This window comes from Bacillus inaquosorum, from assembly GCF_023238325.1.
In the GTDB taxonomy this organism is placed as follows: Bacteria; Bacillota; Bacilli; order Bacillales; family Bacillaceae; genus Bacillus; species Bacillus inaquosorum.
Window position 1 is genome coordinate 3,523,610 of the sequence record NZ_CP096592.1, and the last position, 16,109, is coordinate 3,539,718.

The 16,109-nt window shown below is 43.9% G+C and carries 13 protein-coding genes, 1 tRNA gene and 1 pseudogene; 7 read left to right on the forward strand and 8 right to left on the reverse strand.

What is annotated here, in order from left to right:
* The first annotated feature begins 615 nt into the window (after window positions 1-615).
* The 6 genes from sacB (at window position 616) to M1M80_RS17940 (ending at window position 6,744) form a co-directional block, all read left to right on the forward strand.
* Window positions 616-2,037, forward strand: coding sequence for a levansucrase (sacB, locus tag M1M80_RS17915; RefSeq protein WP_060399546.1), 1,422 nt, complete (start codon window positions 616-618; stop codon window positions 2,035-2,037).
* A gap of 76 nt (window positions 2,038-2,113) precedes the next feature.
* Window positions 2,114-3,664 (forward strand): glycoside hydrolase family 32 protein, encoded by a 1,551-nt coding sequence (locus M1M80_RS17920; RefSeq protein WP_060399547.1) that lies wholly within the window; start codon window positions 2,114-2,116, stop codon window positions 3,662-3,664.
* 107 nt (window positions 3,665-3,771) lie between these two features.
* On the forward strand, window positions 3,772-5,334 hold the full coding sequence (aspP, locus tag M1M80_RS17925; protein WP_060399548.1) for an aspartate/proton symporter AspP: 1,563 nt from the start codon (window positions 3,772-3,774) through the stop codon (window positions 5,332-5,334).
* 94 nt (window positions 5,335-5,428) lie between these two features.
* Entirely contained in the window at window positions 5,429-6,013 is a 585-nt protein-coding gene (locus M1M80_RS17930) for a TetR/AcrR family transcriptional regulator (RefSeq protein ID WP_060399549.1), read from the forward strand.
* Window positions 6,014-6,094: 81 nt separating this feature from the next.
* Window positions 6,095-6,430: a DMT family transporter gene (locus M1M80_RS17935; protein ID WP_060399550.1), complete on the forward strand. Its 336-nt coding sequence runs from the start codon at window positions 6,095-6,097 to the stop codon at window positions 6,428-6,430.
* A complete protein-coding gene (locus M1M80_RS17940) occupies window positions 6,430-6,744 on the forward strand; it encodes a DMT family transporter (RefSeq protein WP_019259545.1) in 315 nt (104 codons plus the stop codon). The genes M1M80_RS17935 and M1M80_RS17940 overlap by 1 nt, the downstream gene beginning before the upstream one ends.
* A 41-nt stretch (window positions 6,745-6,785) precedes the next feature.
* On the opposite strand, the gene M1M80_RS17945 is transcribed toward M1M80_RS17940, so the two are convergent.
* The gene (locus tag M1M80_RS17945; protein WP_019259546.1) at window positions 6,786-7,298 is read right to left on the reverse strand and encodes a DUF3231 family protein; all 513 of its coding nucleotides are present in this window, start codon (window positions 7,296-7,298) and stop codon (window positions 6,786-6,788) included.
* Window positions 7,299-7,452: 154 nt separating this feature from the next.
* A tRNA-Arg gene (locus M1M80_RS17950) sits at window positions 7,453-7,528 on the reverse strand.
* Window positions 7,529-7,798: 270 nt separating this feature from the next.
* Here M1M80_RS17950 and clpP point away from each other — a divergent pair.
* On the forward strand, window positions 7,799-8,395 hold the full coding sequence (gene clpP / locus M1M80_RS17955; protein ID WP_003219849.1) for an ATP-dependent Clp endopeptidase proteolytic subunit ClpP: 597 nt from the start codon (window positions 7,799-7,801) through the stop codon (window positions 8,393-8,395).
* A gap of 72 nt (window positions 8,396-8,467) precedes the next feature.
* On the opposite strand, the gene pgmB is transcribed toward clpP, so the two are convergent.
* The 6 genes and pseudogenes from pgmB to mdxF form a co-directional block, all read right to left on the reverse strand.
* Window positions 8,468-9,142 carry a beta-phosphoglucomutase gene (pgmB, locus tag M1M80_RS17960; RefSeq protein ID WP_060399551.1) on the reverse strand — a complete coding sequence of 225 codons (675 nt, stop codon included), beginning with the start codon at window positions 9,140-9,142 and terminating at the stop codon, window positions 8,468-8,470.
* A complete protein-coding gene (locus M1M80_RS17965; protein WP_060399552.1) occupies window positions 9,139-10,824 on the reverse strand; it encodes a glycoside hydrolase family 13 protein in 1,686 nt (561 codons plus the stop codon). The genes pgmB and M1M80_RS17965 overlap by 4 nt, the downstream gene beginning before the upstream one ends.
* On the reverse strand, window positions 10,817-13,090 hold the full coding sequence (locus M1M80_RS17970) for a glycoside hydrolase family 65 protein (RefSeq protein WP_060399553.1): 2,274 nt from the start codon (window positions 13,088-13,090) through the stop codon (window positions 10,817-10,819). Before M1M80_RS17970 ends, M1M80_RS17965 begins: the two co-directional genes overlap by 8 nt.
* Window positions 13,068-13,953: pseudogene (locus M1M80_RS17975) on the reverse strand (DUF1189 domain-containing protein). The gene M1M80_RS17970 and the pseudogene M1M80_RS17975 overlap by 23 nt, the downstream one beginning before the upstream one ends.
* A gap of 4 nt (window positions 13,954-13,957) precedes the next feature.
* Window positions 13,958-14,794 carry a maltodextrin ABC transporter permease MdxG gene (gene mdxG / locus M1M80_RS17980; protein WP_080429062.1) on the reverse strand — a complete coding sequence of 279 codons (837 nt, stop codon included), beginning with the start codon at window positions 14,792-14,794 and terminating at the stop codon, window positions 13,958-13,960.
* Window positions 14,795-16,102 (reverse strand): maltodextrin ABC transporter permease MdxF, encoded by a 1,308-nt coding sequence (mdxF, locus tag M1M80_RS17985; protein ID WP_060399554.1) that lies wholly within the window; start codon window positions 16,100-16,102, stop codon window positions 14,795-14,797.
* Window positions 16,103-16,109 lie beyond the last annotated feature (7 nt).

Here is a 16,109-nt window from a genome sequence, read left to right on the forward strand (position 1 = left end):
TTTTGATGGCCGTGGCGGCATGACTTTTTCCTCTTTAAAAATCTTTCGCTTCTATCATTTGTTGGCTAGCAATACATTATTATATTGGTCGTTACTGACATTGAAACGGGATCTGCCCGACTGTGCTCAAAAATAGAAATGACAGCAGCAAGTTCCCAAAACGAATTACTGCTTTTGATCCAAGATGAATTTCAAGTCATGCTTCACCCTGGATGATCATTTTCTGAATCATTACTCAAAAGGTAACTTTATGCCCATGCATCAGGCGTTATAAAAAATACAGAGAATGAAAAGAAATAGCCATCCGCATTAGTTCTTTAGACCTGTAACTTTTAAATCCTTTTATGATTTTCTATCAAACAAAAGAGGAAAATAGACCAGTTGCAATCCAAACGAGAGTCTAATAGAATGATGTCGAAAAGTAAATCACGCAGGTTTGTTACTGATAAAGCAGGCAAGACCTAAAATGTGTAAAGGGCAAAGTGTATTCTTTGGCGTCACCCCTTACATATTTTAGGTCTTTTTTTATTGTGCGTAACTGACTTGCCATCTTCAAACAGGAGGGCTGGACGAAGCAGACCGCTAACACAGTACATAAAAAAGGAGACATGAACGATGAACATCAAAAAGTTTGCAAAACAAGCAACAGTATTAACCTTTACTACTGCACTGCTGGCAGGAGGCGCGACTCAAGCGTTTGCGAAAGAAACAAATCAAAAACCGTATAAGGAAACTTACGGCATTACCCATATTACCCGCCATGATATGCTGCAAATCCCTGAACAGCAAAAAAATGAAAAATATCAGGTGCCTGAATTCGATCCATCCACAATTAAAAATATCTCTTCTGCAAAAGGTCTGGACGTTTGGGACAGCTGGCCATTGCAAAACGCTGACGGCACAGTCGCAAACTATCACGGCTACCACATCGTTTTTGCATTAGCCGGAGACCCTAAAAATGCGGATGACACATCTATTTACATGTTCTACCAAAAAGTCGGCGAAACGTCTATTGACAGCTGGAAAAATGCTGGACGCGTCTTTAAAGACAGCGACAAATTCGATGCAAATGATTCTATCCTAAAAGATCAAACGCAAGAATGGTCTGGTTCAGCTACATTTACATCTGACGGAAAAATCCGTTTATTCTACACTGATTTCTCGGGTAAACATTACGGTAAACAAACACTGACAACTGCACAGGTTAACGTATCAACAACAGACAGCTCTTTGAACATCAACGGTGTAGAGGATTATAAATCAATCTTTGACGGTGACGGCAAAACGTATCAAAATGTACAGCAGTTTATCGATGAAGGCAACTACAGCTCAGGCGATAACCATACGCTGAGAGATCCTCACTACGTAGAAGATAAAGGCCGCAAATACTTAGTATTTGAAGCAAACACTGGAACTGAAGATGGCTACCAAGGCGAAGAATCTTTATTTAACAAAGCATACTATGGCAAAAGCACATCATTCTTCCGTCAAGAAAATCAAAAACTTCTGCAAAGCGATAAAAAACGCACAGCTGAATTAGCAAACGGCGCACTCGGTATCATTGAGCTAAACGATGACTACACACTGAAAAAAGTGATGAAACCGCTAATTGCATCTAACACAGTTACAGATGAAATCGAACGCGCGAACGTCTTTAAAATGAATGGCAAATGGTATCTGTTCACTGACTCTCGCGGATCAAAAATGACGATCGACGGCATCACATCTAACGACATTTACATGCTTGGTTATGTTTCTGATTCCTTAACTGGCCCATACAAGCCGCTGAACAAAACAGGCCTCGTGCTAAAAATGGATCTTGATCCTAACGATGTGACCTTTACTTATTCACACTTCGCTGTGCCTCAAGCTGAAGGAAACAATGTCGTGATTACAAGCTACATGACAAACAGAGGATTCTTTGCTGACAGACAAGCAACGTTTGCGCCAAGCTTCCTGTTGAACATCAAAGGCAAGAAAACATCTGTTGTAAAAGACAGCATCCTTGAACAAGGACAATTAACAGTTAACAAATAAAAACGCAAAAGAAAATGCCGATATCCTATTGGCATTTTCTTTTATTTCTTATCAACATCATAAAGGTGAATCCCCTATGAACTATAAAAAAGCAGGCAAGTGGCTAACCGTATTCCTCACCTTTGCAGGAATACTGCTGTTTATCGATTTATTGCCAAACGAAGAACCTGTCAAAAAAACAAAACCAACACATAAGCCAGACTACCGGGCTGCATATCACTTTACGGCACCCGACAAATGGAAAAATGATCCCCAAAAACCGCTCTATTTTGATGGGAAGTATCATTATTTCTATCTTTATAACCAAGATTATCCAAAAGGCAACGGCACAGAATGGCGCCATGCCGTTTCAGAGGATTTGGTGCACTGGACCGATGAAGGCGTGGCTATCCCGAAATATACAAACCCAGACGGTGACATTTGGACCGGTTCTGTCGTGATGGATAAAGAAAACACAGCCGGATTCGGGAAAAATGCACTTATTGCGATTGTGACACAGCCTTCAGCCAAAGACAAAAAGCAGGAGCAACATTTGTGGTACAGCACAGACAAAGGAAAATCATTCAAGTCCTACAGTGATAACCCTGTTATGCCTAATCCGGGCACAAAGGATTTCAGAGACCCGAAAGTCATATGGGATGACCAGGATAACAAATGGGTAATGGTCATGGCTGAAGGAACAAAAATCGGCTTTTATGAATCCGATAATCTCAAGGACTGGCATTACACAAGCGGATTCTTCACGGAACAAGCGGGAATTGTGGAATGTCCTGATCTCTACATGATGCGGGCAAGTGACGGAACGAATAAGTGGGTTCTCGGTGCCAGCGCGAACGGCAAACCTTGGGGCAAACCAAATACGTACGCCTACTGGACCGGGAGCTTCGACGGAAAAGAATTTACAGCGGATCAGACCGAAGCCCAATGGCTTGACCACGGCTTTGACTGGTACGGGGGCGTGACGTTCGAAGACGGCAAAAGCACAGATCCATTAGAAAAGCGGTATGCGCTTGCCTGGATGAACAATTGGGATTACGCCAACAACACACCGACAATGAAGAACGGCTTTAACGGCACAGATTCAGTCATACGCGAACTCCGGCTGCAGGAGCAGGACGGCACCTACAGCCTCGTCTCACAGCCGATTGAAGCTTTGGAGCAGCTGACCGTTTCAACTGACGAAATAGAGGATCAGGATGTGAGCGGATCAAAGACACTGTCCATCACAGGTGATACGTACCAGCTTGATATGGATCTTTCTTGGTCAGAGCTGAAAAACGCAGGCGTCAGACTGAGAGAGTCAGAAGATCAAAAGCGCCACATTGATGTCGGCATTTTCGCCGAAGGCGGCTATGCGTATGTCAACAGAGCGGCCACAAATCAGCCTGACAAAAGCAATACCTATGTCGAAAGCAAGGCTCCTTACGATGTAAGCAAACAAAAGGCGCATTTGAAAATTCTCGTCGATAAAACAACGATAGAAGTATTTGTCGGCGACGGGAAAACTGTTTTTTCAAATGAAGTATTCCCAAAACCTGAAGATAAGGGCATTACTCTTTATTCTGACGGCGGCACAGCCTCATTCAAAAATATAACGGTGAAACATTTTGATGCGATTCATGAATAAAAAACGGGTGCGGCGCTTGCTGCACCTGTTTTTTTATTAGAGCGGTATTCTCTGTTACATATTGGGCATTGTAAGGAATATAAGGCTGGTTTCTAAGGAGGAAGCGGATGTCTAAACAAGGAAATTTTCAAAAATCAATGTCGCTGTTTGATCTGATTTTGATTGGGATGGGTGCCATCTTTGGGTCAGCATGGCTGTTCGCTGTCAGTAATGTCGCTTCAAAAGCAGGACCCTCCGGCGCTTTTTCCTGGATTATCGGCGGAGCCATCATTCTGTTAATCGGGCTCGTGTACGCGGAGCTTGGGGCCGCTCTGCCCCGTACCGGAGGCATCATTCGATACCCCGTTTATTCACATGGCCATCTTGTCGGCTATTTAATTTCATTTGTCACGATTGTCGCTTACACTAGCCTGATTTCAATTGAAGTGACGGCTGTGCGTCAGTATGTGGCCTATTGGTTTCCCGGCCTGACCATAAAAGGATCTGATTCGCCGACCATTGCTGGCTGGATCTTGCAATTCGCCTTGCTCTGCTTGTTTTTCCTGCTGAATTATTGGAGCGTCAAAACCTTCGCTAAGGCGAATTTCATCATATCAATTTTTAAATATATTGTACCGATTACCATCATTATCGTGCTGATCTTTCATTTTCAGCCTGAGAATTTATCTATTGAAGGATTTGCGCCGTTTGGTTTTACAGGTATTCAGGCTGCGATTTCGACAGGCGGCGTGATGTTTGCGTATCTCGGCCTGCACCCGATTGTGGCTGTTGCTGGTGAAGTGCAAAATCCAAAACGAAATATCCCGATCGCTTTAATCATTTGCATTATCGTTTCAACCATCATTTACACGGTTTTGCAGGTCACCTTTATTGGCGCAATCCCGACAGAAACGCTAAAACATGGCTGGCCCGCAATCGGGCGGGAGTTCTCATTGCCGTTTAAAGATATTGCGATTATGCTCGGTTTAGGCTGGCTTGCAACGCTTGTCATTTTAGACGCCATTCTGTCTCCCGGAGGAAACGGGAATATTTTTATGAATACGACGTCTCGCCTCGTTTACGCCTGGGCGCGTAACGGCACATTATTTAGCATATTTTCAAAAGTGAATAAAGAAACGGGGACACCCCGTGCTTCACTCTGGCTTTCGTTTGCCCTGTCCATTTTCTGGACACTTCCCTTCCCTTCGTGGAACGCGCTCGTCAATGTCTGTTCTGTCGCGCTCATTCTTTCTTATGCGATTGCACCGATTTCTTCAGCTGCGCTGAGGGTCAATGCGAAGGACTTAAACAGGCCGTTTTATTTAAAAGGAATGAGCATTATCGGGCCGCTTTCCTTTATCTTCACGGCGTTTATCGTGTACTGGTCAGGATGGACAACCGTTTCCTGGCTGCTCGGTTCACAGCTCGTGATGTTTTTGATCTATCTCTGTTTCAGAAAATATGCGCCTCAAGAGGATGTCAGTCTTGCCCAGCAGTTAAAATCAGCGTGGTGGCTTGTCGGGTTTTATATCATGATGCTGATCTTTTCCTTCATCGGGTCTTTCGGACACGGTTTAGGCATCATCAGCAATCCCGTCGACCTCATTTTGGTCGCCATCGGCTCACTTGCGATTTACTACTGGGCAAAGTATACCGGACTCCCGAAAGCCGCCATTGATTATGATAAATAAAGAAGCAAGAGTTTTTCTTGCTTCTTTATTCTTTACAAACGCACATACCCGCGATAAAATGAATGATAGTCAGTCATTACAGGAGGTGTTCCTTATGCCAAAACAAACATCAGGCAAATATGAAAAAATTCTGCAGGCCGCCATTGAAGTCATTTCTGAAAAAGGTCTCGACAAGGCCTCTATTTCTGATATTGTCAAAAAGGCCGGCACTGCCCAAGGAACGTTCTATTTGTATTTCTCATCTAAAAACGCTCTCATCCCGGCAATCGCAGAAAATCTTCTCACCCATACGCTGGATCAAATCAAAGGAAGACTGCATGGAGACGAAGGTTTTTGGACCGTTTTAGATATATTAATTGATGAGACATTTCTCATTACAGAACGCCATAAGGATATAATCGTCCTCTGTTACTCTGGGCTTGCGATCGACCACTCCATGGAAAAATGGGAGACGATCTATCAGCCTTATTATTCCTGGCTCGAAAAAATCATCCATAAGGCGATTAAAAACCATGAGGTGACTGAAGAAATCAATGCGAAATGGACAGCCAGAACGATTATCAACTTGGTCGAGAACACAGCTGAACGATTCTATATCGGATTTGAACAAGATGAAAATATTGAAGTGTTTAAAAAAGAAATCTTTACTTTCTTAAAACGAAGCTTAGGTACAGCTTAAAAAATGACTGGGTAACACCGCTCATTTTTTAATGCCTTAAAAATGACTGACGTTCATTCACAAAATAGAGAGGTGTTTCATATGAATTGGGTGCTTGTGTTTATTGCAGGTCTTTTAGAAGTTGTTTGGGCTTCCTCCCTTAAACATGCCGATTCGCTTATAGATTGGATAATCATTTTTATCTTGATCGCAATCAGCTTTATACTGTTAATCCGCTCTTATCAAAAAATCCCGATGGCCGCGGCATACACTGTATTTGTCGGAATCGGAACCATCGGAACATATATCACCGGAATTGTTTTGGGCGAATCCTTCTCAGCAGCGCAAATGTTCTTTTTAGTTATATTGCTGGCCGGTATTTTAGGAATGAAGCTATTTACGAAAGAAAGCACATCACAGCCGGGAGGTGAAAAATAATGGCATGGTTTTTATTAGTGGTTGCCGGCATTGAAGAAATTATAGCTGCCGTTGCCATGAAATATATAGACGGTACAAGGAAAAAATGGCCGATCATTGTGATGACTGTTGGTTTTGGCTTATCCTTTTACTGCCTTTCACAAGCGATGCTGGCCCTGCCTGCCGGCGTCGCTTATGCCGTCTGGACCGGCATTGGCAGTATTGGCGTTTCGGCGGTCGGCGTCATCTGGTTTAAGGAGCGGTTTCAGCTGCCACAGCTGATTTCCCTTTGCCTTATCCTCGCCGGGGTCATCGGCCTGCGTCTTACGGCTTAATCATAAGATAAGGGCATATACAGCTGTATATGCCCTTGCCGTTAAGCGTCTTGATGTTTTTGAAGATGAAGCGGCGGCGGGATGAGCCAGCCTTTGTTTTTTAGCAGCCTTAAGTATTTTGCGCCGGTTGCCGCTTTAGATATATGGAATTGTCCAAACATCATGGCAATATCCTCACGAATTGACTGTCCCATAATTTTGCTGCATGTCACAAGACCTGCAGCATTTTGCGCTGCCGCAGAGGCCGCCACATCCGGATCGAGAAACCGCGCACCCGGCGGAATATCTTTAAGATCTGCAGCCGGCGGTTCAGGAGAAGCCGGCGGGAGCGCCACACCGTTTTCTTTCAGTATCGCACTGACTTGTTTCATTTCATCTTGGCACTTCTCAATGGACTCACGAAGCAGCTTCTTCAGGTCTTCATCACCGACATGATGCAATAACATCTGGTAATTGCCGACCATTTTATTGCCCGCCATCACATAACTCCACAAGCTGAATACCTCACCGTAATGCATCGGTTCATCTTGCGGATTTCCGCTTAAAATACCCATGTTCATCCTCCTTACAGATTCAATATCGCACATCTCATAACGTGCCCGGCTGGAGGAAAATTTATGTTCCGATGAGAAAGATTTTTTAAAACAAAACAAAAAAGACAAGAGCGGCAAAATGCCAAACCCTTGTCTTTCCTGTTGTTCTATTGGACGCGCTCGGAGGGATTCGAACCCCCGACAGACGTGGTACCGGAAACCACCGCTCTATCCAACTGAGCTACGAGCGCATATTGACTGCGTTATAAGAACGTCAGCACAACTAATTATACGATAATTCCATTCAAATAACAACCCTCTATTTCAAGAGCGGTTTTTTTTAAACAGACACATCATCTGATTTGGCAATCTGACATATGATGGTTTGAACCCCTGTATTTTTGGGGAAAATGGGAAAAAGAGACGACTTTGCATATTCAGCCAGCTTTTTGTTTGACCTTTATTGACCAAAAATGTATCATGTAACTACATACTTACCTAAAAGGTGAAGGAGGAGCATTATGAATTTAATACCTACAGTCATTGAACAAACGAACCGCGGGGAAAGAGCGTATGACATTTATTCTCGTCTATTAAAGGATCGTATCATCATGCTTGGATCTGCGATTGATGACAACGTTGCGAACTCCATCGTGTCACAGCTTTTATTCTTAGAAGCAGAAGACCCTGAAAAAGATATTTCTATTTACATCAACAGCCCGGGCGGCTCTATCACAGCCGGTATGGCGATCTATGATACCATGCAGTTTATTAAGCCGAAGGTATCTACAATTTGTATCGGTATGGCTGCATCAATGGGCGCATTCCTGCTTGCTGCCGGCGAAAAAGGCAAACGCTATGCGCTTCCAAACAGTGAAGTCATGATTCACCAGCCTCTTGGCGGTGCACAAGGTCAGGCGACAGAAATTGAAATTGCCGCGAAACGCATTCTCTTGCTTCGCGACAAATTAAACAAAGTCCTTGCTGAACGTACTGGCCAGCCGCTTGAAGTGATCGAACGCGACACAGACCGCGATAACTTCAAGTCTGCTGAAGAAGCGCTTGAATACGGCCTGATTGACAAAATCCTGACTCGCAATACAGAAGAACAAAAGTAATACTGCGTAACCTGCAAGAGCGATGTCTCTTGCAGGTTTTTTCATTTGAAGGAATTCATTCTCTAACGATTCTTAAAAACTTTTTATTTTATACTGCTCCCATTCCTCATTCAACAGCTCAAGCGTCAAATCACAAGTGTTTCTCACAACCAGATCAGCACCAAGCATTGACTGCTCATGACCGACTCCAACCGCAAACATCCCGGCAGATTTGATTGCGGAAATGCCTGCTTCTGCATCTTCTATTGCCGCACAATCAGCCGGGGAAACACCGAGCAGCGCTGCAGCTGTTAAAAATATTTCGGGATCAGGTTTCCCGTTCGCGAGAGCTGTCGGGTCAACAATGGCATGAAAATCATCAATGATCTCCAAACGTTTTAAAATCTCTGGAGCATTGCGACTTGAAGACGCTAACCCGATTTTTATATTTTCGCCTTTTAACTCACAAAGAAGCCTGCCGATTCCCGGCAAAAGATCTTTCGGCATCAATTTGTTGATCAGCGTTTGATAATATTGATTTTTTTGATGCATAAGTTCTTGTTTCTCTGCATTTGTATACTTTGTTTCCGCACCGCCATGGATAAGTATGCTTTCAAGTGACTCTTCTCTGCTGATTCCTTTTAGGCTTTCATTCACACCCCTGTCAAAGGGAATATCGATTTGTTCTGCAATGTGCTTCCAAGCGAAAAAATGATATTCAGCTGTATCTGTTATCACTCCGTCTAAATCAAAAATGACCGCTTTCATATGCTAATGCCCATCACAGCTTCATAAGGTTCGAGGCAAATGCTCTTCAAGTCAGCCCGCTCATGCGAATAGTTCGTAATAAGCACTTTCCAATGCTCATGAATCAATTCTGGAGGCACTTCGAACAGAGCCTTGTCTTCCGACATATTCACAACGACGAGAAGCTTTTCTCCTTGATATTCACGGAGGTACGAAAAGATTTGCCGATCATTCTCCTGCAGCAGCTGAAAATCTCCATATATCATGATCTTATATTGCTTTCGTAATTGAATGAGCTTTTGATAGTAATAGAAAATCGAATCTTTATCTTCTAAGGACTCTTCCACATTGATATCTTGATAGCGGGAATTTACCGCTATCCAAGGGTCTCCGGCTGTGAATCCCGCATGTTTTCCGGCATTCCATTGCATCGGTGTTCTCGCATGATCCCGTCCTTTTTTTGCCACAGCTTTTAAAAACTCTTTTTCCGACATCGTTTTGTTTTCGACGACTAGTTCACGATATGCATTTTTTATTTCAAGATCGTCATACATCTCCAGCGGCATATCACTGTTGACCATGCCGATTTCTTCTCCCTGGTAAATAAAAGGTGTTCCTTTCATCCCGTGAAGAACCGTTGCAAATGCTTTTGCACACTGCTTTCGCAGCTTGCGGTCATTCCCCCAGCGGGAAATAACCCTCGGCTGATCATGGTTTTCAAAATACAGGGTATTCCAGCCGACATTCATTAACCCGTTCTGCCATCTTGTCATCGTCTTTTTTAAAGCAATCACATCAAACGGCTTGATCTGCCATTTCCCATTTGGTGAGTTTTGTTCTGTATCAATATCCATATGTTCAAAGGTAAAGATCATATTCAGCTCTTGCCTGCTTGCATCTGTGTACTTTTTCGCCTCTTCAATATCAGAGCCGTTTGCCTCTCCGACCGTCATGCAGTCGTAATGAGAAAGCACTTCCCTGTTCATCTCTTGGATAAATTCATGAAGGCGGGGGCCATTCGAATGATAACGTCCGACGATATAGCTGCGGCTGTTATCTGTTTCGTAGTCCGGAAAATCGGTGTACTTGGAAATGGAGCCGATCACATCCATCCGCCAGCCGTCAACGCCTTTGTCCATCCAAAATCTCATCAAATCATATACTTCCCGGCGCACCGCTTCATTTTCCCAATTTAAATCAGGCTGCTTTTTCGAAAAGTAGTGCAAATAATACTGCCCTGTTCCTTCATCGAATGTCCACGCCGGGCCCGAGAAGATTGACCCCCAATTATTCGGCTCTGAGCCGTCCGGTTTAGGGTCTTTCCAAAAATAATAATCCCGGTAAGGATTGTCCTTTGACTTGCGGCTTTCAGCAAACCAGGCATGCTCATCTGACGTGTGGTTCACGACCAAATCCATGATGATTTTCATTCCGCGTTGATGCACTTCGTCAATTAACTGAAACATATCTTCATTTGTCCCAAATTTTTCGTACATGTTTCTATAGTCACTGATGTCATAGCCGTTATCATCCTGCGGGGAATCAAACACCGGGGAGAGCCAGATCACATCCGCCCCGAGATTTTTGATGTAATCCAGCTTTTGAATCACGCCTTGCAAATCCCCGAATCCATCTCCATTGGAATCATAAAAACTGCGCGGGTAAATTTGATAAACGACTGCTTCTTTCCACCATTCACTCATCAGGCGTTCTCCTTTCACATCGTCCGTTTAGGACAACCGGTTCATCATAAACTTTCATGTGCAGCGGCTCGCCTTTTACAAGCTCAAAGATGGCGCCCATTTCGTCAACCGTAACATTGATTAATCTGTTTCGATAATTAATTTTGAATGAATATCCGTCCCATTCTTTCGGCAAAAACGGAGCAAATGACAGCGTCTCATTCGTGATGCGCATGCCTGCAAAGCCTTGAACAATTGCGAGCCAGCTTCCCGTCATTGATGTAATGTGCAGGCCTTCTTCCGTGTCATGATTGTAATTGTCAAGATCAAGCCTTGCTGTACGCTTATATAATTCAAGCGCTTTCTTTTCCATCTTGAGCTCGGCTGCGAGAACCGCATGGACAGAGGGCGACAGGCTTGATTCATGAACAGTCATCGGTTCATAAAATTCAAAGTTTCGCCGTTTTTCTTCCATTGTAAAACGGTCATGAAAAAGATAAATGCCTTGAAGAACATCTGCTTGCTTAATAAAATTGGAGCGGAGAATTTTGTCCCATGACCAATTCTGATAAAGAGGCCGCTCAGCTGGATCTAATTCATCCGCTGATTGCAGGTCTTTGTCCAAGAATGTGTCATGCTGAATGAAAATTTGCAGGTCTTCACTATACGGATAGTACATGTGCTGGATGATATTTCTCCAGGCCTTGAGTTCTTCTTCCTGCACATCGAGCAGGCGGCGTTTTTCCGCTGAAATACTTTCGAGATTTTCTAATGTATACTCCAACGTCCAAGCCGCAATGACATTTGTATACCAATTGTTGTTGACATTGTTTTCGTATTCATTCGGCCCTGTGACGCCGTGGATCATATATTTGTTTTTTCGTTTCGAGAAGTGAACGCGGTCAGCCCAAAACCTGCTGACTTCCACGAGAACGTCTATTCCGTATTCTTTCATATAGTCACGGTCGCCTGTATATTGGACATAATTGCAGATTGCATAGCAAATCGCACCATTGCGGTGGATTTCTTCAAAGGTGATCTCCCATTCGTTGTGGCATTCATCACCTGTGAACGTCACCATCGGGTAAAGTGCCCCCTTCATCCCCAGTTTGGCGGCATTCCGTTTAGCTGCATCCAAATGATGATAGCGATACAAAAGCAGGTTTTTCGTCACCTCCGGCTCGGCTGTCGCCAAATACATCGGCACAGCATATGCCTCAGTATCCCAATAGGCGGCACCTCCGTATTTTTCGCCAGTAAATCCTTTCGGCCCGATATTCAAACGGGCATCGCCCCCATAATATGTCGAGAATAACTGAAAGATATTGTAGCGGATCCCCTGCTGAAGTTCCTCATCCCCTTTAATCTCTATGTCCGCTTTTGCCCATCTTTCCTTCCATTGCTCAGTGTGACTCCGTTTAGCTTCTTCATATCCGTTCTCAAGAACACCCGCCAAAAGCTCCTTGGCTTTCGATAAAAGCTCTGCCTCCCGAACATCACGGGAAGTCGTGACAATAATAAACTTTTTCAAAGAAGCCTTCGTTTGGTAACTGTAGCGATTCTCGACATACATTCCAGCTGTTTGAGAGCTTTCACTGTCAAAGCCCTCTGTCACGTTTGCCATTGCAGCTGAAACAGTAAAGCGCGGTGTTCCAAATGGATTTTCGATCGTTTTGGCGACTAAATGGCCGCGGTGAGGATCAGCACCTTTCGCTTCTTCCTGCCAAAACTGTTCTTGGTAGTTAGAATCTTCATTTGCGACATTTCCGTCCAGGTAAGGAACAAGCGTAATAACAGCATCTTCTGTCAGGCACTCCGCTTCATAGTAAATCGCACAAAGCTCTTTTACGGCAAGGCTAAGAAATCGCTCCGACCTGATTCTGACGGTTTTATCCTGAATGCGGACAACAGCGCTTCGCCGCAGAATCCCCTCTTTCATGTTGAGTTCTAACTCAAATGATTCGATTTGGTTCTGATAGAGATCGACTTTTTCACCGTCTACATATACACCTATGCCAATAAAGTTCATCGCATTGATCACTTTTCCGAAATATTCCGGATACCCGTTTTTCCACCAGCCTACCCGCGTTTTGTCAGGAAACCACACGCCTGCAATATATGTGCCTTGGTGGCTGTCGCCTGAATAGCCCTCTTCAAAATTCCCTCTGACTCCCATATAGCCGTTAGCAAGAGAAGTCAGGCTTTCCTGCAGCCGTGTATGTTCCTTTTGAAATGTATTTGTTTTGATTTTCCATTCATCAATCTCAAATAACCGCTGATTTATCATAATTTCCTCCCGAATGTAAGTTTTCCATTATAACGGCGGGTTTTGGCCAAATATCTAAATGCAAAAGAGATCATCAAAGTGACGCCACACGAATGGATCATCAATACAGTGATCAAGTCAAAATGAACCATACCGATAGCAGCTGCCGCGAATGCCGGCAGTGCTGATGCGCAAATCGCCGTAGATGCTGCTTCCTTGAATGACGCAATAGAGATCATGTTTGATCGTTTTGTGATCCAGATGCCACCCGCAATAACAGCCGTTAAAAAAAGCTGGATCATAAAGATTACCGCATATGCCAGCATCATGATCATCGGCTTATACTGTGCCAACCACAATTTGTCGATCAAAACCTCTACATCATGGACGTTCGGTTCCTTAAGCTCAGCCTCCAATTTCCCATAGCCAACAGAAAACCCCGTTCCGTTTTGATCGGTGATCACCAGTTGATCAGATTGAAATACGATAGCGTTATCATATCCAATTACTTTCAATCGCCCATTTTCACCGCTTGTCTGATATTCATGCTTCATATCGACAGCCAGCAAATTCTGCCCATCTTCCATTCGATCAGAGCTCTTCCCGCCCGTCAGTTTTCCGTTTCTGATTTGAAAGCCTTGTAATTGATCAGCAAATCGATCATTGACCTTTTGAATAGCTGACGGCATGAAAGATTGAACGTTAAAGCGATCCATTTTCATAAACGAAATCGTAAACGGCGCCATCAAACAGGCAGTCAAAAACATAAAGAGAAAGGAGAGCTGCAGCCAGCTGAATGTATTCCCGTAACGGCAAACACCAGATGGGGATGCAGCCGCTTTCAGGCAGCGGATAATAAAGCTTTCATTTTGCAGATTCTTCATCGAATTACCCCTTTGTTCCGCCGGCTGTCAGCCCGGACACAAAGTTCTTTTGGAGAATAAAGAACAAGACGCATATCGGCAGTGCAGCCAATATAGCTCCGGCCGCAAACAGGGCGACTTTTTGCTGCTGCGGATTTGAAATGAAGGACTGCAATCCTACAGCGATGGTCAGTCTTTCCGGTGAGCGAAGCAAAAACTTCGCCAGCAAATAGTCGCCGAACGGTGCCATAAACGCCCAAAGCGCTTGCACCGCAAGCATCGGCTTAACAAGCGGCAGAACAATTGAAGCGAAAATCCTCAGATGTCCCGCCCCGTCAATTCGCGCGGCTTCATCAATTTCTCTCGGCACAGTGTCAAAATAACCTTTCATCAGCCACGTATTCATCGGAATTCCGCCGCCGATATAGATCGCTGTCAAAAACCAGTATTGATCAAGTGCGCCTATCAGCATCGCCAGGACGTAAAAAGCAGTCAGCGCTGCCATCGTCGGCACCATTTGAATGATTAAAAAGAATACCAGGCTCTTTTTTCGGCCTGCAAACCGATAGCGGCTGTACGTATACCCGGCAAGCGTCACAATCGTAACCTGGAACACCATGACCGATAGCGCGATGACAAGTGTATTGCCGTACCAATGAAGATAAAGTGTCTCGTCAAATAGCCGCTTAAAGTGATCCAAAGTCCAAGAACCCGAAAAATCGAGCTGAAAAGCCGCCGCATTTCCCACACGGAAAGCGGATGATGCCGTAATCAGCAACGGATATATAATGACAATACTTAGCAGCATCAAAAATAAATAGGTACAGATTCTATTAAGCATTCTGGCAGTTCTCACATTCACCTACATAACCTCCTCATTGCCAAAAGCATTCGATTTTTTAAAAGCAATCAGGGAAATTCCAATGACAATGAAAGAAATTAACAGTGTAACAGCTGCGGCAACGGAATATTGCGGTGATGTGCCTGTTGTCAGTTTATAAATCCACGAAATTAAGATATCTGTCGACCCGGCCCCAGCTCCTGCGCTGCCTGGTCCTCCCTCATTAAATAAATAGATGATCGTGAAATTATTGAAATTAAACGTATACTGAGTAATCATTACGGGTGCTGTCGCAAATAAAATCATTGGAAATGTAATATGCCGAAAACGCTGAATAAAAGTAGCCCCGTCAATCTTTGCCGCTTCATACAGTTCACCTGGAATGGCCTGAAGCACTCCCGTTACCATGACATAAATATATGGAAATCCGAGCCAAGTCTGAATCATAATGAGGGCTGTCTTTGTCCAGAAAGGATCGGTCTTCCACGCGATCGCCGGCAGCTCTACGAACGGCAGGTGATTTAATAATGGAATCACCTGTGCATTCATCGCCCCTATGCTGTCGTTAAACATGTTGGAAAAACTCATGATTGTAATAAAAGCCGGAACAGCCCATGGAAATAAGAAAATCATTCGAAATATCCGCTTGCCCTTTATAAAATCCTGATTGACGAAAAGTGCCGTCACGATACCCAAAATGATTTGCAGCGTTGTTGCACAGATTGTCCAAATAATCGTCCAGCCCAGTACATTCATAAATGTTTCACGGTAGATGCCAAGGAAAAAAATATTCAAGAAATTTTTAAAACCGACCCAGTCAATCAGACTATTAGGCGGAATATGATAAAAATCATAGTTTGTTAATGCAACAAACAGAGTCACCAAAACCGGAAAAATAATTACAAACACCATCATGATATATGCCGGCAGTGTAAATAAATATGGAAACCCTTTGTCACCCGCATGACAGATCATATCCTTGGCCGTTGTATTGACCTCCAAACCCGCCGCTTTCATAGCGGCGGTCTTACGTGAATCATGAATATTAAAGATATAGAACATGAGGAAAATCAGCGTCACGATCAATTGCAGTGTGCCTTCAATCAGCATAAACAGTGAGTGGTCTTCACCGGGAACACTTCCCAAGGTCATCAATCCGGTTAGCGCTTGAATGCCGAAAACGCTTAATTCAAGAGCAAACAAACCCGTGATGACAAGAAACAAGATCCCCTTTGAAAACTGCTGATTCGCAATCTGCCCAACTCCTGGAATGATCGATAAAAGCCCTGCCTTTCGTTTTTGCTTTGCAAGTGTGTGGTGTGTATTCATTTTTTCG